This window comes from Streptomyces sp. NPDC005820, assembly GCF_040630255.1.
In the GTDB taxonomy this organism is placed as follows: domain Bacteria; phylum Actinomycetota; class Actinomycetes; order Streptomycetales; family Streptomycetaceae; genus Streptomyces.
Window position 1 is genome coordinate 39292 of sequence record NZ_JBEXXE010000031.1, and the last position, 25625, is coordinate 64916.

Here is a 25625-nt window from a genome sequence, read left to right on the forward strand (position 1 = left end):
GGTTCCGGGTGCGTGTGGGACTGCTGACCCGGGAGTACCCCCCGGACGTGTACGGCGGCGCGGGCGTCCATGTCGAGTTCCTCGCCCGGGAGTTGCAGCGGCTCGTCGACCTCGACGTGCACTGCTGGGGCGAGAGCTCCCTGAGGGAGCGCGCGGAGGGCGTCCAGCGCCACCGCCCCTGGTCCGTGCTCGACGACGCCAACGACGCGCTGCGCACCTTCTCCGTGGACCTCGCCATGGCCGCCGCCCTGGAAGGCCGTGAACTCGTCCACTCCCACACCTGGTACGCCAACCTCGCCGGTCATCTCGCCAAGGAGCTGTACGGCGTCCCGCACGTGGTGACCGCGCACTCGCTGGAGCCCCTGCGCCCCTGGAAGGCCGAGCAACTCGGCGGCGGCTACGCCCTGTCGAGCTGGGCCGAGCGGACCGCGCTGGAGGCCGCCGACGCGGTGGTCGCCGTATCGGCCGCGATGCGCGAGGACATCCTCACCTGCTATCCCGCGCTCGCCCCGGAGCGGGTGCACGTCGTGCACAACGGCATCGACACCGGCCTGTACCGCCCGGATCACGGCACCGACGCCCTGGCCAGGATCGGCCTGGACCCGGACCGCCCCTACGTGCTGTTCGTCGGCCGCATCACCCGCCAGAAGGGCGTGCCCCATCTCCTGCGCGCGGTACGGGACATCGACCCCGCCGCCCAGGTCGTGCTCTGCGCGGGCGCACCCGACACCCCGGAGATAGAACAGGAGTTCCGCGACCTGTTCGCCGAACTGGGCCGCGCCCGCGACGGCGTGCACTGGATCCCGCGTATGCTCCCGCGCCCCGAGGTGATCCAACTCCTCACCCACGCGGCCGTGTTCGTCTGCCCTTCCGTGTACGAGCCCCTCGGCATCGTCAATCTGGAGGCGATGGCCTGCGGCACCCCCGTGGTCGCCTCCCGGGTCGGCGGGATACCGGAGGTCGTCGAGGACGGGGTGACCGGCCTCCTCGTACCGGTCGACGAGGAGGACGCCGTGTTCGAGGCCGGGCTCGCCCGGGCGCTGGACGCGGTCCTCGGGGATCCGGGTGCCGGGCGCCGGATGGGTGAAGCCGGGCGGGAACGCGCGGTGGACGAGTTCGGCTGGGACGCGGTGGCCCGGCGGACCGTCCGGCTGTACGAGGAGATCGTCAAACAGGCGTAGCGGGCCCCGCGGCGGGGCATCCATGGGTTCCAACCAGGGTGAGGGGAGCGGCCAATGCGTCGTGGTGGACCTTCTGTGCTCGGCATCGTGCTGGCGGGCGGCGAGGGCAAGCGCCTGATGCCCCTGACCGCGGACCGTGCCAAACCGGCCGTCACGTTCGGCGGCACCTACCGGCTCGTCGACTTCGTGCTGTCCAACCTCGTCAACGCCGACATCCTGCGCATCTGCGTGCTCACGCAGTACAAGTCGCACTCGCTGGACCGGCACATCACCACCACCTGGCGGATGTCCAGCCTGCTCGGCAACTACGTCACCCCGGTGCCCGCCCAGCAGCGCCTCGGCAAGCGCTGGTACCTGGGCAGCGCCGACGCGATCCTGCAGTCGCTGAACCTGGTCTACGACGAGCGGCCCGAGTACGTCGCGGTCTTCGGCGCCGACCACGTCTACCGCATGGACCCCCGCCAGATGCTCACCCAGCACATCGACAGCGGCGCCGGGGCCACGGTGGCCGGGATCCGGGTGCCGCGCAGCGAGTCGTCCTCCTTCGGGGTGATCACCCCCGGCTCGGACGGCCAGACGATCGAGAACTTCCTGGAGAAGCCCGCCGACCCGCCCGGCCTCCGGGACGACCCCGAGACCGTGTTCGCCTCGATGGGCAACTACCTCTTCACCACCAAGGCCCTCATCGAGGCGCTCCAGCGGGACGCCGAGGAGGAGGACTCCGTGCACGACATGGGCGGCTCGATCCTGCCCCAGCTCACCCGGCGGGGCGAGGCCCAGCTGTACGACTTCAGCGCCAACCACGTCCCCGGCGAGACCACCCGCGACCAGGGCTACTGGCGCGACGTCGGCACGCTCGACGCGTACTACGACGCCCATATGGACCTGATCGCCGAGCGCCCCGCCTTCAACCTCTACAACCGCAGCTGGCCCATCTACACCCACTCCAACCAGCTCTCCCCGGCCCGCTTCAACGCCGGCGGCATGGCCAGCGAGTCGATCATCAGTGCGGGCTGCCTGATCCGCGGCCAGGTCACCCGGTCCGTGCTCTCGCCGGGTGTCCGGGTCGACCCGGGCGCGGTCGTCCAGGGCTCGATCCTGCACGACAACGTCCACATCGGCCGGGGCGCGGTGGTGCGCGGCGCGGTCCTGGACAAGAACGTGGAGGTCCCGCCGGGCGCGACCATCGGGGTCAACCCCGAGCGCGACGGAGAGCTGTACACCGTGTCCGAGAACGGGGTCATCGGACTCGGGAAGGGACAGCAGGTGTCATGAACTTAATCACCTGTTAACTGTGCGTAGCCTGAACATGCTTGACCGTAATCACCTCCAAGGGGTTGACTGCTGCCTCACCCGTCGTCGACGCGAGGCAAGCCCTTGTCTGCTGATGATCTCCTGGCACCGCTCGACCTGGCGTTCTGGAACATCGAGTCCCCCGAGCACCCGATGCACCTCGGCGCCCTCGGGGTCTTCACCGCGGAGTCGCCCACCGCCGGCGCCCACGCGGCCGACCTGCTCGCGGCCCGGGCGGCGGCCGTCCCCGGGCTGCGCATGCGGATCCGGGACGTGTGGCGGCCCTTCGACCCCGTCCTGCCGCTCGACCTGCGCCGCCCGCTCGCCATAGGCGGTGCCGTGCGCGAGACCGACCCGGACTTCGATCCCCTCCGGCACGTCCGGCTGCACGCCTCCACGGCCGACTTCCAGACCGCGGCCGGCCGGCTCATGGAACGCCCCCTGGAGCGCGACCGCCCGCCCTGGGAGGCGCACGTCCTGCCGGGCGAGGACGGCCTGTCCTTCGCCGTGCTGTTCAAGTTCCACCACGCCCTCGCCGACGGACTGCGCGCCCTCACGCTCGCCGCCGCCGTCCTGGACCCCATGGACGTCCCCGCGGCCCGGCCCCGCCCCGCCGAGCCCGCCCGGGGCCTGATCCCCGACGTGCGCAGACTCCCCGGGCTGCTGCGCGGCGCCGTCTCCGACGTGGGGCGCGCCCTCGACATCGGCGCCTCCGTCGCCGTGTCGAGGCTGGGCGTACGGTCCACCCCGGCGCTCGCCGCCGCGCCCACCGGCACCCGCCGCACCGCCGGGGTGGTCCTCGACCTCGACGACGTGCACCGTGTCCGCAAGGTCGTCGGCGGCACCGTCAACGACGTCCTGATCGCCGTGGTGGCCGGCGCCCTGCGCAGCTGGCTGGACGAGCGCGGCGACGGCAGCGAGGGCGTACGCCCCCGGGCGCTGATCCCCGTCTCCAAGCGCCGCCCGCGCACCGCGCACCCGCAGGGCAACCGGCTCTCCGGGTACCTGATACGGCTTCCGGTCGACGACCCCGACCCGCTCGGCCGGCTCGCCCAGGTCCGCACCGCCATGGACGCCAACAAGGACGCCGGACCCGGCCGGGGCGCGGGCGCCGTCGCCCTGCTCGCCGACCATGTCCCGGCGCTCGGCCACCGGCTCGGCGGCCCCCTGGTCAGCCAGGCCGCCCGGCTCTGGTTCGACATCCTCGTCACCAGCGTCCCGCTGCCCAGCCTCGGTCTGAAGCTGGGCGGCAACCCGGTCACCGAGGTGTTCCCGTACGCCCCGCTGGCCCGCGGCCAGTCGTTGGCGGTCGCCGTCTCGACGTACCGCGGCCGGGTCCACTACGGCCTGGTCGCCGACGGTGAGGCGGTCCCCGACCTCGACCGGTTCGCGCACGCGCTGACCGCCGAGGTGGAGACACTCATCACGGCCTGCGGTTCCTGACGGAACGGGTTTGGAGGAGAGGCCCGGCGCTCCGTAGACTTCCCCGTTCGAAAGCGGGCGCGGTCGGAGCGCCGCACTTCTCAGCAGGGAACAGCAGCGCGATGACGGTGACAGAGGACGGCTCGGCCGCCACCGAGGAGATGGCCTACGGCCCCGGCATCGACCCCGAGCGGCTGGCCGTCTGCCTCGGTGTGCTCGAGGAACTCGACAAGCTGGAGGTCGACCACCCGGACGCGATCGCCGTGCGCCGGGCCACCGCCGGCGTCTACCGCACGGTGAAGCAGCGCCGCCGCCAGGAGCGCCGGGCCTCCAAGACGGCCCACGACAAGGCGGTCACCGAGGCCACCGCGACCGGCTCCGCGCAGCGCATCGACGACGAGACCGAGGGCATCCTGCCGTCGTCCGTCACCGAGGCGGGCCGGATCGCCGGGATACTCCAGCGCCCGCGCTCCTGCTACACCTGCAAGACCCGGTACGTCGAGGTCGACTACTTCTACCACCAGCTCTGTCCGGACTGCGCCCGGCTGAACCGTGACAAGCGCGACGCCCGCGCCGACCTCACCGGCAAGCGGGCCCTGCTCACCGGCGGCCGCGCCAAGATCGGCATGTACATCGCGCTCCGGCTGCTGCGCGACGGCGCGCACACCACCATCACCACGCGCTTCCCCAAGGACGCCATCCGCCGCTTCAAGGCCATGGACGACTCCGCCGACTGGATCCACCGGCTGGAGGTCGTCGGCATCGACCTGCGCGACCCGGCGCAGGCCGTGGCCCTCGCCGAGCAGGTCGCCGAGGCGGGTCCGCTGGACGTCCTGGTCAACAACGCCACGCAGACCGTACGGCGCCTGCCCACGGCCTACGCCGCGCTGGTCGACGGCGAGAGCGCCCCGCTGCCCGCCGGTGAGCTGCCCGCCCACCACGTCATCGGCGCCTTCAACTCCGGCGCGGTCGACGGGCTGGCCGCGCTGCCCCTCGGCACCAGCGGTCTGGACGCGCAGAAGGTCGCCGACCTCGCCCTGGTCGCGGGCAACGCCAGCGTCGCCCGGCACCTGGACGGCACCGCCATCGACGCGGGCGGACTCGTCCCCGACGTCGTCGACAGCAACACCTGGGTGCAGACCATCGAGCAGATCTCCCCGGTGGAGCTGCTGGAGACCCAGCTGTGCAACTACACCTCGCCGTTCATCCTGATCAGCAAGCTGCGGCCGGCGATGGCCGAGGCGGCCCGGCGGGCGGCGAGCGGGCGGTCGTACGTCGTGAACGTGTCCGCGATGGAGGGGGTCTTCGGCCGTGGCTACAAGGGCGCGGGGCACCCGAACACCAATGCCGCCAAGGCCGCGATGAACATGGTCACGCGGACCAGCGCGCAGGAGATGTTCCAGACCGACGGGATCCTGATGACCTCCGTCGACACCGGGTGGATCACCGACGAGCGGCCGCACTTCGACAAGCTGCGGCTGGCGGAGGAGGGGTTCCACGCGCCGTTGGATCTCGTCGACGGGGCGGCCCGGGTGTACGACCCGGTGGTGCGGGGTGAGGCCGGCGAGGATGTGTACGGGGTCTTCCTGAAGGATTATTCGCCGGGTAAGTGGTGAGTTCTGCGGGTGCGGGTGCGTGGGGGCTGGTCGCGCCCACGCGGCGGAGCCGCATATGTCACAGCCCCGCGCCCCTTCAGGTTGCGCTGCGTGCCGCCCTTACCCGGGTGCCGCCGTCCACCAGGAGGTCGGCGCCGGTGATCCACTGAGCCGCATCCGAACACAGCCACAGGACGGCCTGCGCCACGTCCTCCGGCTCGCCGATTCGGCCCAGGGGGAGATCCGCTGCGATGGCCCCCTCCTTCGGTTCCCACACGAACCGTGCCATCTCCGTCCGTACCAGGCCCGGGGAGATCGAGTTGACCCGGACCGCCGGGCCGAGTTCACCCGCCAGCTGTTGGGTGAGGTGGAGGAGGGCCGCCTTGCTGGTGCCGTAGGCGCCGACGCCGGGGCCCACGTGGCCCGCGCCCTCCGTGCAGATGTTGATCACGGTTCCGCCGTGCTCGCGCATCCAGCCGTGCCAGGCGCACTGCACGAGTCGTAACGGAGCCTCGACGTTGACGGTGAAGGCCTCGCGCCAGAGGGCCGGGTCGGCGTCCATGAGGGGGCCGTACGGCTGGTTCGTCGCCGCGTTGTTGACCAGGACGTCCAGGCGGCCGAACGTGCGCAGGCACAGGTCGGTGAGCGCCTCCGGGTGTCCGGGGTCCGCGACGCTTCCCGCGAGGCCCACGCCGCCCACCTCACGGGCGGTGTCGCCGACCTCGCCGGGGTTCCGGGCGCTCACGCACACATGCGCCCCCGCCTCCGCCAGAGCGCGTGCCACCGCCCGGCCGATGCCCCGGGTGGCGCCCGTGACGACGGCGGCCCTGCCGTGCAAGCCGTGCGACGAGGTCATCGGGGTACGGTCTCACGGCGTGCGCTCAATCGACAGCCCCGAGAGGGGAGTTGCGGGCCGCGATCAGTTCCAGGACCGTGCGCCAGTCCTCCAGGACCCCCGCGTCGACGTCGGGGGAGCGGCCGTCCTCGTCGGCCTGGTGGAGGCGGGCCAGGTCGTCGTCGCCGCCGCGCCAGGGGTGCAGCCGGAGCAGATGGGCCACGCGGGGGCCGAGCAGGGGGCGGACGGCCTCCGCCGTGCGCTCGGCGCGGCCGGCGGGGTCGGCGGGGCGCAGGAGGTGGCCGATGGGGTGGACCAGGCCGGTCAGCTGGAGTTCCTTGTCCGCGGGGCGACTTCGGCGCAGCAGCGCGGCCGTCTGCAGCGCGTGGTCGTGCAGGTCGACCCCATGGGCCGGACCGCCCGGGGACTCGGCCACACCCCGGCACGCGTACAGCAGGTCCATCAGCTCCTCGACGCTGCGCAGCTCCATGCGCGTCGGTCCTCCCGCGAGACAGCCGTTCGGTACCTCAGCAGATCATGGCGGGCTTGCGACCGGGCGAACGGCACTTGAACGACGCGGCGAGGGTCGCCCGGATGGAGCGATATACGCCGGACGGGTGAACTCGACAGGTGCGAAACCATCGAAAAGTGTTCAATTCACCTATGCGGACCCGTGGGTGACACGCCATGGTTACCCCAAATTTTCAGCGCTATCGAGCGGCACCCCGCTCATTTGGTTAGGCTGTATCGGACGGACAGCAGGACGGAGTGCCACCCACACCCACCGTCCGTCTGGGACAAGCCGGTTCACCACGGCCAGCTCTCCTAGGAGTCACCGGCACCACCGCGTCGCCACCGACTCCAGCCCGACCCCAGGGAGCGTTCAGCGCCGGACCGCAGAGTGGCCGGCACGCCCCGAGGGTGACCCGACACAAAAGGAGTGCGCGGTGACACCGGAGAAGACGAATCGCGATCAACGCCCCAAGGAACGCACGGAGCGCGCCGGCCGCAGGCCCGGGGAGATCGGCAGCCTCGACGTGTGGGCGCGCTCCGCCCCGATCCGCCTGGCCGGCTACGAGGACGACCTCGCCGAGGACCACATCCTGCCCAGCGTGGACTGAGCCGCCCGGCCCACCCCTCGCGATCCTTCGACCGCATGGGTACGGCCCTGCGCGGGCCACGCCCATGCGGCCGCAGCGCCGCGCGCGCTCAGTCGAGCGGCGCCGTCCGCCGCCACGGACGCAGCCCCTCCAACTGCTCCGCGACCCGCAGCAGTTCCGCCTCGGAACCCGGCCGCCCCACCAGCTGTACGGCGGCCGGCGCCCCCGACGGCAGCACACCGAACGGCACCGCCATCGCGGGCCACCCGGTCAGGTTCCACGGCGGCGTGAGCGGCGAGTAGTTCGTGTTGACCAGCACATTGCGCAACCAGCCCCGCTCGTGCCAGGGCTCCGACCTCGGCGAACGCCGCGCCAGGGCCGGCGTGAGCAGGACGTCGTACTCCTCGAAGAACGGCTCCAGGCGCCGGCGCAGCTCCTCCCGCGCCGAGCCGCCCCGCACCCCGTTCACAAAGCGCCGGCCGAGCGCGGCGTGCACCCGGGTGCGGCGGGTCAGCAGCCGGGCGTCCAGATTCGCCGCGTCCACCGCCGTGCCCGCCGTCCAGTGGGCCAGCGAGGTCACGCCCAGCGACAGCGGGAAGCTCGGGTCGGCCCGCCGTACCTGATGGCCCGCCTTCATCAGCACCCCGGCCGCGTCCCGCGCCGCGCCCGCGTACGGGGCGCTCACCGTGACCCCGGCGAGCGGGCTGCGCACCGACACCGCGATCCGCAGCGCGCCGGGCTCGCCGTCCTGCCGTACGGCCCCCGTGTCGTCCGCCAGGACCGACAGCATCAGCCGGGCGTCCTCGACCGTCGTGGCCAGCGGGCCGTTCTCCGACATCCCGAACCAGTCACCGTCGCCGATGCCCGCCGGCACCACCCCGTGCCCCGGCTTGATGGTCACCAGACCGCAGTTGGCGGCGGGTATCCGCAGTGAGCCCATGCCGTCGTTGCCGAGCGCGATCGGCACCATCGCGGCGGCCACCGCGGCGGCGCTGCCACCGGACGAGCCGCCCGCCGTGCGTGAGGTGTCCCAGGGGTTGCGGGCCGTGCCGTGCACGCCCTCGGTGGTGCCGAAGACACACAGCTCCGGCACGTTCGTCAGGCCCACGACCACCGCACCGGCCTCCCGCAGCCGGGCCACGGTCACATGGTCGGCGTCGGCCGCGGTGTCCGGGGTCGCGGCCGAGCCGACCCGCGTCGACTCGCCCCGCACCGGCAGATTGTCCTTTATCGCCACCGGCACCCCCGCCAGCGGCAGTTCGGCCGCCTCCGGGCGGGCCGCCACCTCGTCGGCCTCGGCCAGGGCGGCCTCGGCCCGCACCACCCGGAACGCCCCGATCCGGCCGTCGAGGCGTTCGATCCGCGCGAGGTGCTCCGCCACCACCTCCCGCGGGGTGACCCGCTTCTCCCGCACGGCGGCGGCGATCTCGACGGCGGTCCGGCCGACCCAGGTGGTCACGGCGACTCCTTGGTGCTACTGGTGAGTACGTAGGGAGAAACCATGCCCGGCCGGGCGGCCCGCGTCGAGAGGCCGCCGGGGAATCGGTCAGGAACCCACCTGCGCCCGGAGCCACTCCTCCACCTCGCCGACATGCGCGGCCGCCGCCGCGCGGGCCGCCTCCGGATCGTGCGCGGCGAGGGCTCGGTGGATCGCGGCGTGCTCGCGCCGGGTGCGGTCGAACGCGCCCTCCTCGCGGTAGCCGCGCCAGACCCGGGCCCGGAACGTCCGCGAGGACAGGCCCTCCAGGATCGCCGCCATCGTCTCGTTGCCCGCGGCCTCGGCGATCGCCCGGTGGAAGGCGAGATCGTGCGCGAGGATCTCCTCCGGGTCCTCGGTGGCGTTCATCGCCGTCAAGTGACCTTCCACCGCTGCCAGTTGCGCGGGGGTGATCCGGGCGGCGGCCAGCGCGGTCGCCGTCGACTCCAGGATCCGCCGCACCTCCAGCAGCTCCACCAGACGCGGCCCGCGCGAGAGATCGGCGACCACCCCGAACGTCTCCAGCAGATCACCGGCCTGGAGCTGGGTGACGTAGATCCCCGAGCCGTGCCGCGCCTCCAGCACCCCGAGGACCGTCAGCGCCCGGATCGCCTCCCGCATCGAACTGCGGGAGATGCCCAGCTGGGCCGCGAGATCACGCTCGGTCGGCAGCCGCTGGCCCGGCTCCAGCAGCCCCTCGCCGATCATCGCCTTGATCCGCTCGATGGCGCGCTGCGTCACCGTGCCCTTGGGGGCGGCGCTCCCGCCCTGCCGCGGCTCTTCCACGTGCTCTCTCCTCCTCGCCGGTGCGCGCAGTCTAGCCACCGATGTGGTCGGACCACTTGGGTCAATACCGCCGCTTGAACCCGGTCGGGGGCTGTTGCGGGAGCGAAGTGGTCTGATAAATATGCGGCTGTCGCACGAAGCACATCAGATGCTGTCGCAGTGAGCACGCCAGATGAGGAGCCGGCCGATGGCGCCGCCGACCACCGCCCGCGTCACCGCGGTCGAGACCCACGACATCCGCTTCCCCACCTCGCGCGAGCTCGACGGCTCCGACGCGATGAACCCGGACCCCGACTACTCGGCCGCCTATGTCGTGCTGCGCACCGACGCCGCCGACGGCCACGAGGGGCACGGCTTCACCTTCACCATCGGCCGGGGCAACGAGGTGCAGGTCGCCGCCATCGAGGCCCTGCGCGGACACGTGGTCGGCCGGTCCGTCGACGAGCTCTGCGCCGACCCCGGCACCCTCAGCCGCGACCTGATCGGCGACAGCCAGCTGCGCTGGCTCGGCCCCGAGAAGGGCGTGATGCACATGGCGATCGGCGCGGTCGTCAACGCCGCCTGGGACCTCGCCGCCAAACGCGCCGACAAGCCGCTGTGGCGGCTCCTCGCCGAGGCCGACCCCGCCTGGCTCGTGAGCCAGATCGACTTCCGCTACCTCACCGACGCCCTCACCCCCGACGAGGCCCTCGCCCTGCTGGTGCGCGGCAGGGAAGGCGCCGCCGGGCGCACCGCGCACCTGCTGGAACGCGGCTACCCCGCCTACACCACCTCCGCCGGCTGGCTCGGCTACGACGACGAGAAGCTGACCCGGCTCGCCGTCCGGGCCGTCGCCGACGGCTTCCGGCAGATCAAGCTGAAGGTCGGAGCCGACCTCGCCGACGACGTACGGCGCTGCCGTGCCGCCCGCGCCGCCGTCGGCCCCGGCATCCGGCTCGCGATCGACGCCAACCAGCGCTGGGACGTCGACGAGGCGATCCGCTGGACCCGCGCCCTCGCCGAGTTCGACCCCTACTGGATCGAGGAACCCACCAGCCCCGACGACATCCTCGGCCACGCCGCCGTCCGCCGGGCCGTCGCCCCGGTCAAGGTGGCCACCGGTGAGCACGTCCAGAACCGCGTCGTCTTCAAACAGCTCCTCCAGACGGGCGCCCTCGACGTCCTCCAGCTCGACGCCGCCCGCGTCGGCGGCGTCAACGAGAACCTCGCGATCCTGCTGCTCGCCGCCAAGTTCGGCGTCCCCGTCTGCCCGCACGCGGGCGGCGTCGGCCTGTGCGAACTCGTCCAGCACCTGTCGATGTTCGACTACGTCGCCCTCACCGGCACCACCGAGGACCGCGTCATCGAGTACGTCGACCATCTGCACGACCACTTCCTCGACCCGGTGGTGATCCGCGACGGTCACTACACGGCACCCACCGCACCCGGCTTCTCGGCGGCCATGCGGCCCGAGTCCATGGCGCGGTACATCTATCCGGGCGGCACCTTCTGGGCCGCCGACCTCGCGGGCCGGGACCCCGCCGACGAGGGTCCCGCAGGACGGAAGGAGAGCGTGGCGTGAGCGACTTCGAAGGGCTGAGCGCCCTGGTGACCGGCGGCGCGTCCGGCATCGGCCGGGCCACCGCCGAGCTGCTGGCCGAGCGCGGCGCCCGGGTCGCCGTCCTCGACCTGGACCCCTCCGGCGTCGACAAGCCCCTCCTCGCCCACCGCGCCGACGTCACCGACGACACCTCCGTGCGCGCGGCGGTCGCGGCGGCCGTCGCCGAGCTCGGCGGCCTGGACGTCCTGGTCAACAACGCGGGGATCGGCGCCCAGGGCACCGTCGAGGACAACGACGACGCCGAATGGCACCGCGTCCTCGACGTCAACGTGATCGGCATGGTCCGGGTGGCCCGCGCCGCCCTGCCCCACCTCCGGCAGTCGGAACACGCCGCGATCGTCAACACCTGCTCCATCGCCGCCACCGCCGGGCTGCCCCAACGGGCGCTCTACAGCGCCACCAAGGGGGCCGTCCTCTCGCTCACCCTCGCCATGGCCGCCGACCACCTCCGCGAGGGCATCCGGGTCAACTGCGTCAACCCCGGCACCGCCGACACCCCGTGGATCGGCCGGCTGCTGGACGCGGCCGACGACCCGGCCGCCGAACGCGCCGCCCTGGAGGCCCGCCAGCCCACCGGCCGCCTGGTCAGCGCCGCCGAGGTCGCCGGGGCCATCGCCTACCTCGCGAGCCCCCTCTCCGGCGCCACCACCGGCACCTCCCTCGCCGTGGACGGCGGCATGCAGGGCCTGCGACTGCGCCCGGCGGCGACCCGATGAACGCCCTCGGCCGCAGCCCCGTCCAGGTCACCGGCCTGGCACTCGGCGCCGCACCCCTCGCGGGCCTCTTCACCGAGGTCACCGAGGAACAGGCGTACGACACCGTCGCCGCGGCCTGGCGCCACGGTGTGCGCTACTTCGACACCGCACCGCACTACGGACTGGGCCTGTCCGAACGCCGCCTCGGCGCGGCCCTGCGCGAGCACCCGCGCTCCGCGTACACGGTCTCGACCAAGGTGGGCCGCCTGCTGGAGCCCTCCCCGGACGGCGGCGACGACCTCGCCCACGGTTTCGCCGTGCCCGCCACCCACCGCCGCGTCTGGGACTTCAGCGCCGACGGCGTACGGCGCTCCCTGGACGCCTCCCTCGAACGCCTCGGCCTCGACCGCGTCGACGTCGTCTATCTGCACGACCCCGACGACCACGCCGAACAGGCCTTCCGCGAGGGTTACCCCGCGCTGGAGAAGCTGCGCTCCGAGGGCGTGGTGGGGGCCATCGGCGCCGGTATGAACCAGGCCGAGATGCTCACCCGGTTCGTCCGCGAGACGGACGTCGACGTGGTGCTCTGCGCGGGCCGGCACACCCTGCTCGACCAGCGCGCCGCCGCCGAGCTGCTGCCCGCGGCCGTCGAACGGGGCGTGTCCGTCGTCGTCGGCGGCGCCTTCAACTCCGGGCTGCTCGCCGACCCCGGCCCCGCGGCCACGTACAACTACGCCCCGGCGCCGCCCGAGTTGCTCGACAAGGCGCTGCGGATGAAGGCCGTGGCCGACCGGCACGGCATCACCCTGCGCGCCGCGGCCCTCGCCCACTGCGCCGCCCACCCGGCGGTCGCCAGCGTCCTCGTCGGCGCCCGCTCGGCGGCGGAGGCCGACGACTGCGCCGAACAGTTCGCCACCCCGGTGCCCGCCGCCTTCTGGCAGGAGCTGAGGGACACCGGACTGCTGCCGCCGGAGGAGCCGACATGAGGGAGCCGTCATGAGGGTCGCCCTGCACACCACGGTCCGCGCCGACCGGATCGACGCCTACGAGGCCGCCCACCGCGAGGTGCCGAAGGAGCTGACCGACGCCATCCGCGCCGCCGGCGCCTCTTCCTGGACCATCTGGCGCAGCGGCACCGACCTCTTCCACCTCCTGGAGTGCGAGGACTACGCCCGTCTCCTCGCCGAGCTGGAGCAGCTGCCGGTCAACGTGGCCTGGCAGGCCCGGATGGCCGACCTCCTCGACGTGGTCCACGACTACTCCGGCCAGGGCGCCGACGCCGGCCTGCCCGTCGTATGGGAGCTGCCGTGACCGTGGACGCCCATCACCACGTGTGGGACCTGTCCGTACGGGACCAGGACTGGATCGAGGCGGGCAGCCCGCTGCGCCGCGACTACACGCTCGCGGACCTGGAACCCGGGGCCCGCGCGGCCGGCGTCGACCGCACGGTCCTCGTCCAGACCGTCACCGTGGCCGAGGAGACCCCCGAGTTCCTCGCCCTCGCCGCCGCGCACGAGCTGATCGCGGGCGTCGTCGGCTGGACCGACCTCACCCGCCCGGACGTCGTCGGCGAACTCGCCCGGCTGCGCGCCCTGCCCGGCGGCCGGTATCTCAAGGGCATCCGGCACCAGGTCCAGGGCGAACCCGACCCCGGCTGGCTGCTGCGCCCGGACGTCCAGCGGGGCCTGGCCGCCGTGGCAGCGGCGAGCCTGGTCTACGACCTGGTCGTCCTTCCGCACCAGCTGCCCGCCTGTGTGCGGGCCGCCGCCGCCCTGCCACAGCTCACCTTCGTCCTCGACCACCTCGGCAAACCCCCCGTCGCCTCCGGCGCCCTGGAACCCTGGGCCTCCGACGTCCGCGCCCTCGCCGCCCTGCCCAACACCGTCTGCAAGCTCTCCGGCCTGCTCACCGAGGCCGACCCCGCCCACCGGACCGCGGACGACCTGCGCCCGTACGCCGACACCGTCCTCGACGCCTTCGGCCCGGACCGGCTGATGTTCGGCTCCGACTGGCCGGTCTGCACACTCGCGGCCCCGTACGAGGAGGTCGTCGCCGTCACGACCGAGCTGGTGAGCCCCGCCGAACGCGGACAGCTCCTCGAGAGGACCGCCCGGCGCGTCTACGACCTCTGAGCCGCCGCCAGCCGGGTCGGCGGCAGATACTCCCGCACATACGTCCGGTCCCAGCATGCGCCCGTCTCCCGCAACTCCCGCCAGGTGGTGTACCGGTAGCGGAAGAGACGGGCGCGGACGTACCGCGGCGGCTCGCCGGGAGGGAAGGGCGAGCGGCGCAGCAGTCTCAGCGTGTCGCGGTCCTCCGCCAGCAGCCGTTCCACCAGCGCGCCGAACCACGGTCCGGCGTACGCCGGGGAGAGCGCCGCGAACCACATCAGCCAGTCCAGCCGCAGATGGTAGGGGGCGAACTGGCGCGGCCAGTACCGGGGATCGCCGGGCTTGCCCTTGAACTCGTACTCCCGCCACTCGGAGTCCGCACGCGGTACGTCGTCCCGTGTGCCCTCGACCACCACCTCGTAGCGGATCCGGCTGACGCTGCCGAACGCGCCGTAGGTGTTGACCAGGTGCAGCGGGTCGAAGGAGCGGTTCATCACCTGGCGGCGGGAGAGCATGTTGACCACCGGGTGGTAGCTCAGGACGACGATCAGCGCCGCCGCGGCGAGGACCACCACCTCGTACCAGAGCGGCGGGCCGGCCAGCCGCCGGTGGTCCGAGGGCAGGGCCAGCGCGGGTACGGCCAGGACCACCGTGATCCAGTTCAGCCAGGAGAAGTTGCCCGACAGGATCAGCCACAGCTGGGTCAGGATCATCAGGGCGGCGGCGGCCGTGGCCACCGGCTGGGGCGTGAACAGCAGGAACGGCACCACGAGTTGGGTGACGTGGTTGGCTGCGGCCTCCACCTTGTGCAGCGGCCGGGGCAGACGGTGGAAGAACCAGCTCAGCGGGCCGGGCATCGGCTGGGTCTCATGGTGGTGGTAGAGGCAGGTCAGCTTCCGCCAGCAGGCGTCGCCCCGCATCTTGATCAGCCCCGCCCCGAACTCCACCCGGAACAGCAGCCAGCGCACCAGGAAGAGCACCACGACCGGCGGGTCCACCTCGTCGTTGCCGAGGAACACCGCGAGGAAACCGGTCTCCAGCAGCAGCGACTCCCAGCCGAAGGAGTACCAGGTCTGGCCGACGTTCACGATCGACAGATACAGCGCCCACGGCACCAGCCACAGCAGCATCCCCGCCCAGAGCGGGAGCAGCCCGTCGAGCCCCGCCAGCAGCGCCCCCGACACCGCGCACCCCGCCCAGGCGCAGCCCGCGAACAGCCGGTCGGAGTAACGCCACTGGAACAGACTGGGCGCCGCCCGGAACGGCACCCGCTCGACGTAACGGGGGACCGGCAGCATCCCGCGCTCGCCCAGCAGCGCACGGAACTGCAGGGCCGCCGTCAGGAACGCGACCAGGTACACAGCGGCCAGCGCCCGCTGGAACAGCAGCCGGCTCAGCCAGTAGTCGGGGGCGGTGAACCAGTCCACGGCGGTGCGCTCCTTCGCGTTCGTTCCGACCATCGTGACGGGGCGTGATCCGTCCCTCCGTTTGCGTCACCCACGTGAGTGAAGCAGACAATGGGGGACGAATGATCCGGATCCTTCGGGAGGCAGAGGTGCGAGTACCCGTTGCGACCCTCACCGCCTGCGCCCTGTCGGCGGTGCTCCTCGTGGCCGGCCGCAGTGGCGCGGAGGAGAACGGCACCCCGCCGGACACCGGGGTCGTCCTCCCGGCGACCGAGGGGCAGGACCTCTCCGAGGACCTCGGGCCCGAGACCGTCCCCGAGATCCCGGACCTGCCCGACGGCGGCGGTCTGGTCCCGGACGGACCCGACGAGTCCGACACCACCGAGCTGGTCGACGGCGTCGCCCTCGACTGAGACACCGTACGGTCCCCGGTCGAAGAATCGGACGAATCCTGGCAAGGTGGCCCCATGGTTGATCGGGGAGCGAGCGCCCTGTCACTCCCGGACGACTGGCCCGCCCACCCGGATCCGATCCTGGCGCTCAACCGCATGGGCAGCTTCGACTGGGACCTGGACTCGGGGCTGTTCCACATGGACGCCCGGGCCCACGAGATCTTCGATCTGCGGCCCGACGAATACGACGGCGACCCCGCCTCCCTCGCGGTCCGGGTGCCGCCGAACGAGGGCATCCGGCTGGACGAGCTGGTCTCCCAGGCCATCAAGGACGGCAGCGAGAACTACGGCGCCTACTTCCGGATGCGGCTGCGCGACGGCACCCTGCGCTGGTCCCACACCCAGGGCTACATCCGCCGCGACGGCACCGGCCGCCCCCGCCGGATCGTCGGCATCGTCCGCGACGCCACCGACGAGCTGAGCGACCTCGCCGCCCGCGACGAGGCGGCCGCCCTCGACGACGCCCGCCGCGAGCAGACCAACGTCGTCCAGCTCACCACGGCCGCCCTCGCCCACGCCCGGACCGTGCAGGACGTCATCGACGTCCTCAAGGACACCCAGGGCCTCACCCACCTCGGCGCCACCAGCCTCGTCATGGGCCTGGTCGAGGCCGGGCGGATCCGGCTGGTCGCCGAGGGCCCCGAGGGCAGCTTCGTCCCCGGCACCCTGGTCACCCGGATCGACGAGCCGTACCCGATGAGCGAGGTCGTGAGCACCCTCACCCCCCGCTTCATCGAGTCGGCGGACGAGTTCGCGGCCGGCTACCCCGTGCTGTGGCCGCACATCACCGACCTCAGGATCACCTCGGCGGCCTACCTCCCGCTGATCGTCCAGGCCCGCCCGATCGGCGCCATGGGGCTGCTCTACAGCAACCGCGAGGGGTTCACCCAGGAGGAGCGCAACATCCTCGTCGCCCTCGGCAGCAGCATCGCCCAGAGCCTGCAGCGCGCGATGTTCTACGAGCAGGAGAAGGACATCGCCCAGGGCCTCCAGCAGGCCATGCTGCCCCGCACCATCCCCAGCGTGCCCGGCGCCGACGTCGCCGTCCGCTACCGCGCCGCCACCATCGGCGGCACCCTCGGCCGGGACATCGGCGGCGACTGGTACGACCTGATCCCACTGCCCGGCGGCCGGGTCGGCGCCGTCATCGGCGACGTCCAGGGCCACGACACGCACGCCGCCGCCGTCATGGGCCAGCTCCGCATCGTCCTCAAGGCCTACGCCGCCGAGGGCCACACCCCGGCCACCGTCATGGCCCGCGCCTCCGTCTTCCTCCACGAACTCGACACCGACCGCTTCGCCACCTGCCTGTACGCCGAGGCCGACCTGTCCACCGGCGTCGTCCAGCTGGTCCGCGCCGGGCACATCGACCCCCTGCTGCGCGCCGCCGACGGCAGCTGCCGTCGCGTCCACGTGCCCGGCGGGCTGCCGCTCGGGCTGTCCGCCGAGTTCGGCAGCCTCGAGTACCCGGTCGGCACCATCGAACTCGACCCCGGCCACACGCTGCTGCTGTGCACCGACGGCCTCGTCGAACAGCCCGGCGCCGACCTCGACGACGGCATGCGGGGCCTCGCCGCCCTCATCACCGCCGGCCCCGACGACGTCCGCAAACTCGCCGACCAGCTCATCGACGTCGCCGAGGAGCGCGGCGGGGACGACGACGTGGCGCTCCTCCTGCTGCGCCGGCGCGGACTCGACACCCCGCAGACCGGCGGACGGCTCCAGCAGCATGTCGCGCCCGGCGACCCCGAGGCCCTCACCGCGGCCCGGCACATGATCCGGGCCGCCGTGCGCGCCTGGGGCGCCCGCGACCGCGCCGACGAGATCGAACTCATCGCCGACGAACTGATCACCAACGCCCTCATGCACACCGAGGGCGCCGCGATCGTCACCCTGCGGGTCCTCACCGGCGGCGGCCGGCGGCTGCGCGTCGAGGTCGAGGACTCCTCCAGCGCCCTGCCGCGCCGCCGCGAGGCCGGTGAGAACGGCGTCTCCGGACGCGGGCTGCTCCTGGTGGACCTGCTCGCCGACGTGTGGGGCGTGGAGGCGCGCGGCGGCGGCAAGTGCGTGTGGTGCGAGTTCGTCGTGCGCGAGCGCGACTGACCTCCCGTGGCACCCTGGACCCATGCCGGAACTTCCCGAGGTCGAAGCGCTGAAGGACTTCCTGACGGAGCACGTCGTCGGTCATGAGATCGTGCGCGTCCTGCCGGTCGCCATCAGCGTCCTGAAGACGTACGACCCTCCCGTCACCGCGGTCGAGGGGCACGAGGTCACCGCGGTGCGCCGGTACGGCAAGTTCCTCGACCTGGAGACGGACGCCGGCCTCCATCTCGTCACCCACCTCGCCCGGGCCGGCTGGCTGCACTGGAAGGACCGCCTCCCCGACGGACTGCCCAAGCCCGGCAAGGGCCCCCTCGCGCTGCGGGTCGCCCTGGAGACGGGCGAGGGCTTCGACCTCACCGAGGCCGGCACCCAGAAACGGCTCGCGGTGTACGTCGTCCACGACCCGCAGCGGGTTCCCGGAGTCGCCCGGCTGGGCCCCGACCCACTCGCCGACGACTTCGACGAACCCCGCCTCGCAGGGCTCCTCACGGGCGAACGACGGCAGCTCAAGGGCGCGTTGCGCGACCAGGGCCTGCTCGCGGGCGTCGGCAACGCCTACAGCGACGAGATCCTGCACGCGGCGCGGATGTCCCCGTTCAAACTCGCCGCCTCCCTCACCCCGCAGGAGATCCACACCCTCTACGAGGCCCTGCGCACCACCCTCACCGAGGCGGTCGAGCGGTCGCGGGGGCTGGCCGCCGGGCGGCTGAAGGCCGAGAAGAAGAGCGGGCTGCGGGTCCACGGCCGCACCGGCCAGGCCTGTCCGGTGTGCGGCGACACCATCCGCGAGGTCTCCTTCAGCGACTCCTCGCTCCAGTACTGCCCCACCTGCCAGACCGGCGGCAAGCCGCTCGCCGACCGGCGGCTGTCGCGGCTGCTGAAGTGACGCCGGGCGGCGACAGGACCAGGCGTCACCAGATGCTGTTGGTGATCGGATAGGCGATCGCCATGATCACGCCCACGGCCAGCGCCGGGACGGCCAGCAGCCGCGCCGTCCAGATCACCGACGTCGTGGTGCTCGCCGTGGGCGCCGGGTACTGGCGGGGGCGGGTCGTCAGGTCGCGCCGGGCGAGGGCGCACAGCAGCAGCGCCACCGCCGCCGTGACCAGCGAGACGACGAGCGCGGGGAGCATGCCCGAGTCACTGATGTGCTGTCCGAGGTCGCCCTTGACGTCGTGCAGCGCCTGCACGGCCGACTTCGCCTTGTACACGGCCCGCGCGGCGGTGCCCACCGAGGCGACGGCCAGCACCAGCGCGGTCCCGGCGAGCACCGGCGCCCGCTGCGCGGGCTCGACCCGCTCCCGGCCCCCGCTCCCGGCCGGGACCCGGGACGCCGCCCCCTCGACCACGGGCACCCGCTGCCCGGCGGGCCCCGCGGGGCCGGAAGCGGGCTCCCGCACCCGCGCCGGTTCCTGCATCGGCGCGGGCTTACGGAGGGGCGGGGCGGCGTGGACGGGCGTGGTTCCGTGGGGCGGTGGGGTTCCGTGGGGCGGCGGGGTCTCATGGGCTGGCGGGGTTCCGTAGGCCGGTGGGGTTTCTTGGACCGGTGGGGTTCCGTGGGGCGGTGGGGTTCCGTGGACCGGCGGGGCTTCATGGGCTGGCGGGGTTCCGTAGGCCGGTGGGGTTTCTTGGACCGGTGGGGTTCCGTGGGGCGGCGTCGTTCCGTGGACCGGCGGGGCTTCATGGGCCGGTGGGGCTCCGTAGGCCGGTGGGGTTTCTTGGACCGGTGGGGTTCCGTGGGGCGGCGTCGTTCCGTGGACCGGCGGGGCTTCACGGGCCGGTGGGGTTCCTTGGACCGGTGGGGTTCCCTGGGCCAGCGTGGCCTCGTGGGTCAGCGGAGCTCCATGGGGCGGCGGGGCTTCGTGGATGGGCGGGGTGGCCGTGCCCGGACGGACCGGGGCTCCACCGGTCCCATCGTCGCTTCGCCCCGCGCCCCGCTCCTGGCGGCCGGTGCCGCCGTCGGCGGTGGGCGGCAGCCCTGGGACCACCCGGGTCTGCGCACCGCTCCCCGGCGGGGCCGGGGGCCCGGCACCGGCCCCGCTTTCGGGGGCCGTCGGGGTCCCGGCCTCGCCGAGGCTGTCCGAAACGGCGGGTCGCCGGCCCTGTCCGCCGCCCTCCGGCACGGCACGGCCGGCGCCGGCGCCCGTGGGCGCACCGCCCTGGGCCCCTCCGGGCACGGCAACCCCCGCGCCTCCCGCGGTGCCCTCCGCCACCGCATGGATCCCGCTCCGCCCCGGTGCCTCGGCAGGCCGGGGCCCCTCCGGAGGCCGTCGCCCGGCCGAGGGCGGTGGTGGCGGAGGCGGCCGCTCCGGCTCGGGTTCGGGCAGGGGGGCCGGGGCCGGTACGATCTCCGCCTCCACGTGGAGGGTCACCTCACCGGTGACGACGCCCTTCAGCAGCAGCTCCCCGCTCAGCCGGCCCGGCCTGGACGTGTCGACGCCTATGTCCAGGCCCTCGGGCGACTCCTCGGCCCGCAGCCAGTCGCCCGCGTCACCGGCAGGATGGGGGGTGCAGGCGCGGGCCAGGGGCGGGCCGAGCAGATGGACCGGCCGGTGCGGGGTCTCGGAGTTCTGCGGCACCCGGCCGAAGTCCATCCGCACCGGATCGGGCCGCAGTTCGGCGTCGCCGAGCGCCTTGCGCGCCTCGTCCGAGACCACCCGGATGTCGTTCTGGACGATCTCCTCCAGAGCGTTGTACGCCCCCAGCGCCTTGGCGAGGTCCGTGCTCTCCAGCCAGGCGCGCAGCTCGGCCACCGCACCCAGCCGGGTGTAGAAGTTGGCGGCGTCCATGGCCTTGCGCAGCGCGGGCGGCACCGGCTTGGCCACGATGCGCCGGCGCCGGCTGTGCGCGAGGTACATGTCGCCCTGCATGTCCACGGTGCGGCCCGGCGTCTGGTGCGGGCTCTGCTGCCGGACATGGTCGAAGACGTACTCGTACAGCTCGTCCAGGGACACCTCGCCGTCGGCGTCGAGGTCGGCGTCCCCGGTGGTCAGGCCCTCCACGACCGCGTGCGTGAACACGGAGGGCCGCGGCTCGGCGGTCCGGGTCAGCTGGGCGCCCTCGAAGGCGTACTCCATGGAGTTGGAGGCGGTGATCACGGCCCAGCCCCGTCCGCCGCCGAGCTTCTCCCCGGCGAACGACTCCAGCACATGGACGTCCCCCGCGGCACGGACCGAGGACGAACCCCGGGAGAACGCGCCGCCGTAGCAGCAGTCGAGGAACAGCACGGTCCGCCTGGCCCGGGTGCGGAACATGCAGTGCCGGACGAACTGCGCCGAGACCGCCGTCGCCTCCAGCAGCCGGGGTTCGGTGTCCCGGGCCGCGAAATACAGGGCCCCGGATTCGCTTTTCAGGCCGTGGCACGAGAAGTGCACCATCAGCGTGTCCTCGCGCCCGCCCTCGGAAAAGAAACGCTCGATGCCGCGCCGGATGGCGTCCACCCGTTCGTTTCTCAACACTTCCACATCGAAATCGCCGACCTCCGGATCGCCCAGGACTTCCGCGAGGGACACGGCGTCCTGTGCCGCAGCCCGCAATTGTCCGAGGCCCTGGTCGTCATACCGGTCATTGGCGATGATCAGCGCATGCCGGGTGGTGGTCATGGGCTCACGCCTCGATGGGGGAATGGCGCTTGACGAACAGGTCGAACGCCTCCGACACCTGTTCGGTCGTCGCCTCGGAGATCTCCAGCTGGTCGTCGTCCAGGGTCAGCCGCAGGGTGGGGCGGGTGCCCCGGCAGCGGCCGCGCCACTCCCGGATGGCGTTCATGACCTGGGACAGTCCGGTGGCGGAGCTGCCCAGGCTGACCAGCAGGGCTCCGATCGTGGTGATGTCCACGGCGCGGGCACCCGGCGGGAACTCCTCCTCGCCGGTGACTGTGGTGACGTCGTCGACGTCGAGCTGCAGCAGTTCCTCGCGCAGAAAGCCGGCCAGTTCCGCGATGTCCTCGGCCTCCGCGCCTTCCTCGGTCAGAAGGATTCGCAAAGTCTTTTCCATCGGTGGCTCCACGTCTCGACAACATTTTCTGCCGAAACGCGTGCCGTCGCAAATCGCGATATCACGCGGATTTATCCGCGGGGAAAGACCCTGGAATCACTGTCCGGGAACGAGGTTGAATTCGACACAGATGCGGCCCCGATGCTGCCCTGAAGTGACCTGAACTCACTCCGGGCCGACATCACTGGGAGGGCAGGGTGACCAGATGCTCGCCCTCGGCGGTGCGCAGCTCGTAGCGGGCGATCTCCTCGGGGTGGTAGGCGGTGCCGCCCTTCATCGTGTTGGGGCGGGCGTCGTGCAGCGGAACGTTCCAGCTCGTGACGGTCTGCTCGGAGCCGTCGTGGCCGACGGCGATCAGCCGGCAGTCACGGGGACCCGCGCCGTCCTTCACCTTCAGCTCGATGTCGCTGCCCCAGGCCTCGTCCTCGATGGTCACCTGCGCCCACACGCCCGACTTCTCGTCGGTGGCGGTGACCCGTACCGCGTCCTCGGCGTCGTCACCGCCCGCCATCATGGCGATCGCGGGACCCACGAGCGCGATCACCACGGAGGCCGCCAGGGCGAACATCACCCGTCGGCGGGCGGCCCGGTGCCGGACCGCCACCTCGGCGAGCAGCTTGTCCAGCATCCGCGGCCCGGGGCCGGCGAACGGGTGCACGGTGCGCGGGGTGGCCCGCCGGTAGAGCATCATCTGCCGAGCGGTGGGGCCGAACTCGGTGACCTGTGCCGCGCATTGAGGACACTCCATGAGGTGGTCCTCGAAGCGGAAGGCCTCCGCCTCGTCCAGCACGCCGAGCGCGTACGCGCCGACGTCGCGATGCCTCTCCAGGGACCTCATGCCGAAACCTCGTGCCGTTGAGTGCCAGTGGGGTTACTCCTTGCTCCCACCGGTACGGACCAGCCACACGAATCACTCAGGCGCGTACCGAATCGTGACCCAGATGTTCGGAGCGGCCGGGCTCTCGGATTGGTCGGATTCTAAAAAAGATGGATCGCGAGGTGTCCGAGGGGCAGTCCGAGCTGCCAGGCGGGCGTCCAGACCTTGGGTCCCTCGTCCTCACCGCCCCCCGGAGCGCCGCCCGGGACCGCGTTGAGGTCGGGGGCGAGCAGCTCGGTCTCCTCCAGCCAGCGCCACGCGGCCTCGGCCAGTTCGAGATCGGGCGAGGGGCCGTCCGACTCCTTCGCCTCGGCCCTCAGTTGGGTCATACGTTCGTCGACCCAGTCCTGCCACGGCTGGTCGTACGCCGTGAGCGAAAGCCAGGTCTCGAGCTGGGTGACGACCCGGATGCCGGGCAGTTCGCCGTCGGTGTCGGACAGGAAGATGGTGAGCGCCAGGGCGTCGCGCCCGGCGCGGAACTCGAAGGACGTCGGCGGCATGAGATCGCCGGTCCGCAGCAGTTCGTCGGCGATGTACTCGGCGTACAACCAGGCCATGGGGACGGTGAGTTCGCCGCCACCGGCGCCGTCCGTGCTCTGATGACCTCTGTGCTGCATCCCTTCCTGCCTTCCTCCGGTGCGTGCGCGCAGCCCGTCGCCGGGCCCCTGGAGTCCGGTGGCCGGCCCCCAGACCGGAACACGGATAAGGACACCCGATTACTCAACCGGGGTCCTCGGCAAGGCGCTTTGCGAAGGCTTGACTCGGCCGTGGGTTTCAGCCCAGGTCGGGCGCGTACCCGGGAAGCACCCGGCGCAGGGCGCGCAGCGCGTAGTACGCGCGGGACTTCACGGTACCGGCAGGGATGCCGAGGGCTTCGGCGGCCTCCGCCACACTGGCCCCCTGGAAGTACACGAGCACCAGGACTTCACGGTGCTCGGGAGTGAGTGTCTTCACAGCCTCGCGCACATCGAGGGCCGCGGCGGCCCGTTCGGCGTGGTCGGCACAGACCGGCGCGTTCTCCAGCACCGCGTCCCCGACCTCCGGGGGCCGCGCCTGCCGGGCCCGCCGCGCGTCGATCGCGAGCCGCCGGCCGACGGTGAGCAGCCAGGGCCGTACGGAGTCGAAGGCGTCGGTGCGCAGGGCCTCGGGATGCTGCCAGGCGCGGACGAGGGTCTCCTGGACGAGGTCCTCGGCGCGCTGGCGGTCGCCGTCGCAGAGCCGCAGCAGCAGTGCGAAGAGCGGCCGGCCGTGCTCCCGCTGCAGAGCGGCGAGTTCGTGTTCGGCGGTCGTCTTCGTGGCGGCGAGGGCGGTTCCGGCGGTCATGGGCGTATGGCACCGCAAGGCACCGGTTCGGGACAGGGTGCGGACACGGCTGTGCGGCGGACGGTCGATCGCGTCGACGAACGGTTCGACGAACGGTCGGGGCTACGCCGATCGGGCGGCCCGTAGGGAGCGGCGGGGCGGTCCGTCCGGGGGCATGCGCTAGGAGTGAGGCGTGCGTAAATATGACAATCCATCCGAAGTGGGGTGATCCATGATCGTCGCACGCAGACACGCGGTGGCCCTTGCCGTGACCGCCCTCCTCGCCGCCGGTGCCGCATGCCAGGCCCATGAGCGCGAGCGGCAGTTGCCCCAGCGGCCCGGGCCGCCGGCCGCCTCCGCCGCCCGCGGCTTCACCCTCGTGGCCTCCGGCGACGTCCTTCCGCACAGCTCGGTCATCGACCGCGCCCAGTTCGACGCGGGCGGCACGGGCTACGACTTCCGCCCCATGTTCGAGGACATCAAGCCCGTGGTCTCCCGGGCCGATCTGGCCCTGTGTCACATGGGGACCGTGTACGGCGCGAACGGCCTCTACAGCGGCTACCCCGTCTTCAAGTCCCCGCCCGAGATCGCCCAGGCGTTCGCCGCCACCGGCTACGACGGCTGCTCCACCGCCTCCAACCACAGCCTCGACGACGGCGCCGCCGGAGTGCAGCACACCCTGGACGCCCTCGACGGCGCCGGCGTACGGCACGCGGGCACCGCCCGCTCCCAGGGCGAGGCCGACGCGGTCACCCTGCTGCCCGCCGGCTCCGCCGAGGTCGCCCACCTCTCCTACACCTACGGCACCAACTCCCCGGTGCCGGCGGACCAGCCCTGGACCGTCCACCTCATCGACGAGCACCGCATCCTCGCCGACGCCCGGGCCGCCCGGAAGGCGGGCGCCGACGTGGTCGTCGTCTCCGTGCACTGGGGCACGGAGTGGCAGGACGCCCCGGACGACCGCCAACTCGCCCTGGCCCGCACCCTCACCGCCTCCCGCACGGCGGGCCGCCCCGACATCGACCTCGTCCTCGGCACCCACGCCCGTGTCCCGCAGGCGTACGAGAAGGTCAACGGCACCTGGGTCGTGTACGGCATGGGCGACCAGATCGCCGGTGAGATGTTCAACAACCAGGGCGTCGAGGATCCGCGCGGCAACGAGTCCACCGTCGCCCGCTTCACCTTCGTACCGCCCGCAAGGCCCGGCGGGCGCTGGGAGGTGGCCAGGGCGGAGTTCCTGCCGCAGATGTTCGACGTCGACGCGGGCCGGGTGGTGAACCTCAACCAGGCGCTCGCCCAGGGCGCCGGGGTGGAGGGCGTGCGCGACCGGATCCGGGACGTCGTCCTCAGCCGGGGCGCGGCCAAGGACGGACTGGTGATGGGGGAGTAGCCGA

The 25625-nt window shown here is 72.7% G+C and carries 24 protein-coding genes; 14 read left to right on the forward strand and 10 right to left on the reverse strand.

What is annotated here, in order from left to right:
• Positions 1-8 precede the first annotated feature (8 nt).
• From glgA to ABZ464_RS32985, 4 genes are all read left to right on the forward strand, one after another.
• Positions 9-1181 carry a glycogen synthase gene (glgA, locus tag ABZ464_RS32970; RefSeq protein WP_359283051.1) on the forward strand — a complete coding sequence of 391 codons (1173 nt, stop codon included), beginning with the start codon at positions 9-11 and terminating at the stop codon, positions 1179-1181.
• A 54-nt stretch (positions 1182-1235) separates the two neighbouring features.
• Positions 1236-2456, forward strand: coding sequence for a glucose-1-phosphate adenylyltransferase (gene glgC / locus ABZ464_RS32975; protein WP_359283054.1), 1221 nt, complete (start codon positions 1236-1238; stop codon positions 2454-2456).
• Positions 2457-2558: 102 nt separating this feature from the next.
• Positions 2559-3917: a wax ester/triacylglycerol synthase family O-acyltransferase gene (locus ABZ464_RS32980; RefSeq protein WP_359283056.1), complete on the forward strand. Its 1359-nt coding sequence runs from the start codon at positions 2559-2561 to the stop codon at positions 3915-3917.
• 101 nt (positions 3918-4018) lie between these two features.
• The gene (locus tag ABZ464_RS32985; RefSeq protein WP_359283059.1) at positions 4019-5512 is read left to right on the forward strand and encodes an SDR family NAD(P)-dependent oxidoreductase; all 1494 of its coding nucleotides are present in this window, start codon (positions 4019-4021) and stop codon (positions 5510-5512) included.
• A gap of 76 nt (positions 5513-5588) precedes the next feature.
• On the opposite strand, the gene ABZ464_RS32990 is transcribed toward ABZ464_RS32985, so the two are convergent.
• Together ABZ464_RS32990 and ABZ464_RS32995 are read right to left on the reverse strand one after the other, a co-directional pair.
• Positions 5589-6347: an SDR family oxidoreductase gene (locus ABZ464_RS32990; protein WP_359283061.1), complete on the reverse strand. Its 759-nt coding sequence runs from the start codon at positions 6345-6347 to the stop codon at positions 5589-5591.
• Positions 6348-6372: 25 nt separating this feature from the next.
• Positions 6373-6816 (reverse strand): hypothetical protein, encoded by a 444-nt coding sequence (locus ABZ464_RS32995; RefSeq protein WP_359283063.1) that lies wholly within the window; start codon positions 6814-6816, stop codon positions 6373-6375.
• Between the two features lie 457 nt (positions 6817-7273).
• Here ABZ464_RS32995 and ABZ464_RS33000 point away from each other — a divergent pair, with 457 nt between their 5' ends.
• Positions 7274-7447, forward strand: a complete 174-nt coding sequence (locus ABZ464_RS33000; RefSeq protein ID WP_107122162.1) for a hypothetical protein — start codon at positions 7274-7276, stop codon at positions 7445-7447.
• Positions 7448-7535: 88 nt separating this feature from the next.
• Here ABZ464_RS33000 and ABZ464_RS33005 read toward each other — a convergent pair whose 3' ends face one another.
• Both ABZ464_RS33005 and ABZ464_RS33010 read right to left on the reverse strand, forming a co-directional pair.
• The gene (locus ABZ464_RS33005) at positions 7536-8885 is read right to left on the reverse strand and encodes an amidase family protein (protein ID WP_359283066.1); all 1350 of its coding nucleotides are present in this window, start codon (positions 8883-8885) and stop codon (positions 7536-7538) included.
• Positions 8886-8972: 87 nt separating this feature from the next.
• A complete protein-coding gene (locus tag ABZ464_RS33010; RefSeq protein WP_359283069.1) occupies positions 8973-9689 on the reverse strand; it encodes a FadR/GntR family transcriptional regulator in 717 nt (238 codons plus the stop codon).
• A gap of 187 nt (positions 9690-9876) precedes the next feature.
• Here ABZ464_RS33010 and ABZ464_RS33015 point away from each other — a divergent pair, with 187 nt between their 5' ends.
• Genes ABZ464_RS33015 through ABZ464_RS33035 form a run of 5 tightly spaced genes read left to right on the forward strand, consistent with a single transcriptional unit; the run spans position 9877 to position 14116 of the window.
• A complete protein-coding gene (locus ABZ464_RS33015) occupies positions 9877-11250 on the forward strand; it encodes an enolase C-terminal domain-like protein (RefSeq protein WP_359283071.1) in 1374 nt (457 codons plus the stop codon).
• On the forward strand, positions 11247-12005 hold the full coding sequence (locus ABZ464_RS33020) for an SDR family oxidoreductase (protein WP_359283074.1): 759 nt from the start codon (positions 11247-11249) through the stop codon (positions 12003-12005). The genes ABZ464_RS33015 and ABZ464_RS33020 overlap by 4 nt, the downstream gene beginning before the upstream one ends.
• Complete coding sequence (locus ABZ464_RS33025) at positions 12002-12970, forward strand: aldo/keto reductase (protein ID WP_359283077.1); 969 nt, start codon at positions 12002-12004, stop codon at positions 12968-12970. The genes ABZ464_RS33020 and ABZ464_RS33025 overlap by 4 nt, the downstream gene beginning before the upstream one ends.
• Positions 12971-12980: 10 nt before the next feature.
• On the forward strand, positions 12981-13295 hold the full coding sequence (locus tag ABZ464_RS33030) for an L-rhamnose mutarotase (RefSeq protein WP_359283079.1): 315 nt from the start codon (positions 12981-12983) through the stop codon (positions 13293-13295).
• The gene (locus ABZ464_RS33035; protein WP_359283082.1) at positions 13292-14116 is read left to right on the forward strand and encodes an amidohydrolase family protein; all 825 of its coding nucleotides are present in this window, start codon (positions 13292-13294) and stop codon (positions 14114-14116) included. The genes ABZ464_RS33030 and ABZ464_RS33035 overlap by 4 nt, the downstream gene beginning before the upstream one ends.
• Here ABZ464_RS33035 and ABZ464_RS33040 read toward each other — a convergent pair.
• The gene (locus tag ABZ464_RS33040; RefSeq protein ID WP_359283238.1) at positions 14104-15522 is read right to left on the reverse strand and encodes a lipase maturation factor family protein; all 1419 of its coding nucleotides are present in this window, start codon (positions 15520-15522) and stop codon (positions 14104-14106) included. The genes ABZ464_RS33035 and ABZ464_RS33040 overlap by 13 nt on opposite strands.
• Positions 15523-15650: 128 nt before the next feature.
• On the opposite strand from ABZ464_RS33040, the gene ABZ464_RS33045 reads away from it, so the two are divergent.
• The 3 genes from ABZ464_RS33045 to ABZ464_RS33055 are packed head-to-tail and all read left to right on the forward strand — an operon-like array spanning position 15651 to position 18942.
• Positions 15651-15914: a hypothetical protein gene (locus ABZ464_RS33045; RefSeq protein ID WP_359283084.1), complete on the forward strand. Its 264-nt coding sequence runs from the start codon at positions 15651-15653 to the stop codon at positions 15912-15914.
• Between the two features lie 54 nt (positions 15915-15968).
• A complete protein-coding gene (locus ABZ464_RS33050) occupies positions 15969-18056 on the forward strand; it encodes a SpoIIE family protein phosphatase (RefSeq protein ID WP_359283087.1) in 2088 nt (695 codons plus the stop codon).
• A gap of 22 nt (positions 18057-18078) precedes the next feature.
• A complete protein-coding gene (locus tag ABZ464_RS33055) occupies positions 18079-18942 on the forward strand; it encodes a DNA-formamidopyrimidine glycosylase family protein (RefSeq protein ID WP_359283090.1) in 864 nt (287 codons plus the stop codon).
• Between the two features lie 25 nt (positions 18943-18967).
• Here the strand turns inward: ABZ464_RS33055 and ABZ464_RS33060 are convergent, their stop codons facing one another.
• From ABZ464_RS33060 to ABZ464_RS33080, 5 genes are all read right to left on the reverse strand, one after another.
• Complete coding sequence (locus ABZ464_RS33060; RefSeq protein ID WP_359283093.1) at positions 18968-21658, reverse strand: caspase family protein; 2691 nt, start codon at positions 21656-21658, stop codon at positions 18968-18970.
• Positions 21659-21662: 4 nt separating this feature from the next.
• A complete protein-coding gene (locus tag ABZ464_RS33065) occupies positions 21663-22040 on the reverse strand; it encodes a hypothetical protein (RefSeq protein ID WP_359283095.1) in 378 nt (125 codons plus the stop codon).
• Positions 22041-22233: 193 nt separating this feature from the next.
• Complete coding sequence (locus tag ABZ464_RS33070; protein WP_359283097.1) at positions 22234-22890, reverse strand: zf-HC2 domain-containing protein; 657 nt, start codon at positions 22888-22890, stop codon at positions 22234-22236.
• 140 nt (positions 22891-23030) lie between these two features.
• Positions 23031-23546: a hypothetical protein gene (locus ABZ464_RS33075; protein ID WP_359283100.1), complete on the reverse strand. Its 516-nt coding sequence runs from the start codon at positions 23544-23546 to the stop codon at positions 23031-23033.
• Positions 23547-23703: 157 nt separating this feature from the next.
• Positions 23704-24252: a sigma-70 family RNA polymerase sigma factor gene (locus ABZ464_RS33080; RefSeq protein WP_359283103.1), complete on the reverse strand. Its 549-nt coding sequence runs from the start codon at positions 24250-24252 to the stop codon at positions 23704-23706.
• Between the two features lie 214 nt (positions 24253-24466).
• On the opposite strand from ABZ464_RS33080, the gene ABZ464_RS33085 reads away from it, so the two are divergent.
• Positions 24467-25621, forward strand: a complete 1155-nt coding sequence (locus ABZ464_RS33085) for a CapA family protein (protein ID WP_359283241.1) — start codon at positions 24467-24469, stop codon at positions 25619-25621.
• Positions 25622-25625 lie beyond the last annotated feature (4 nt).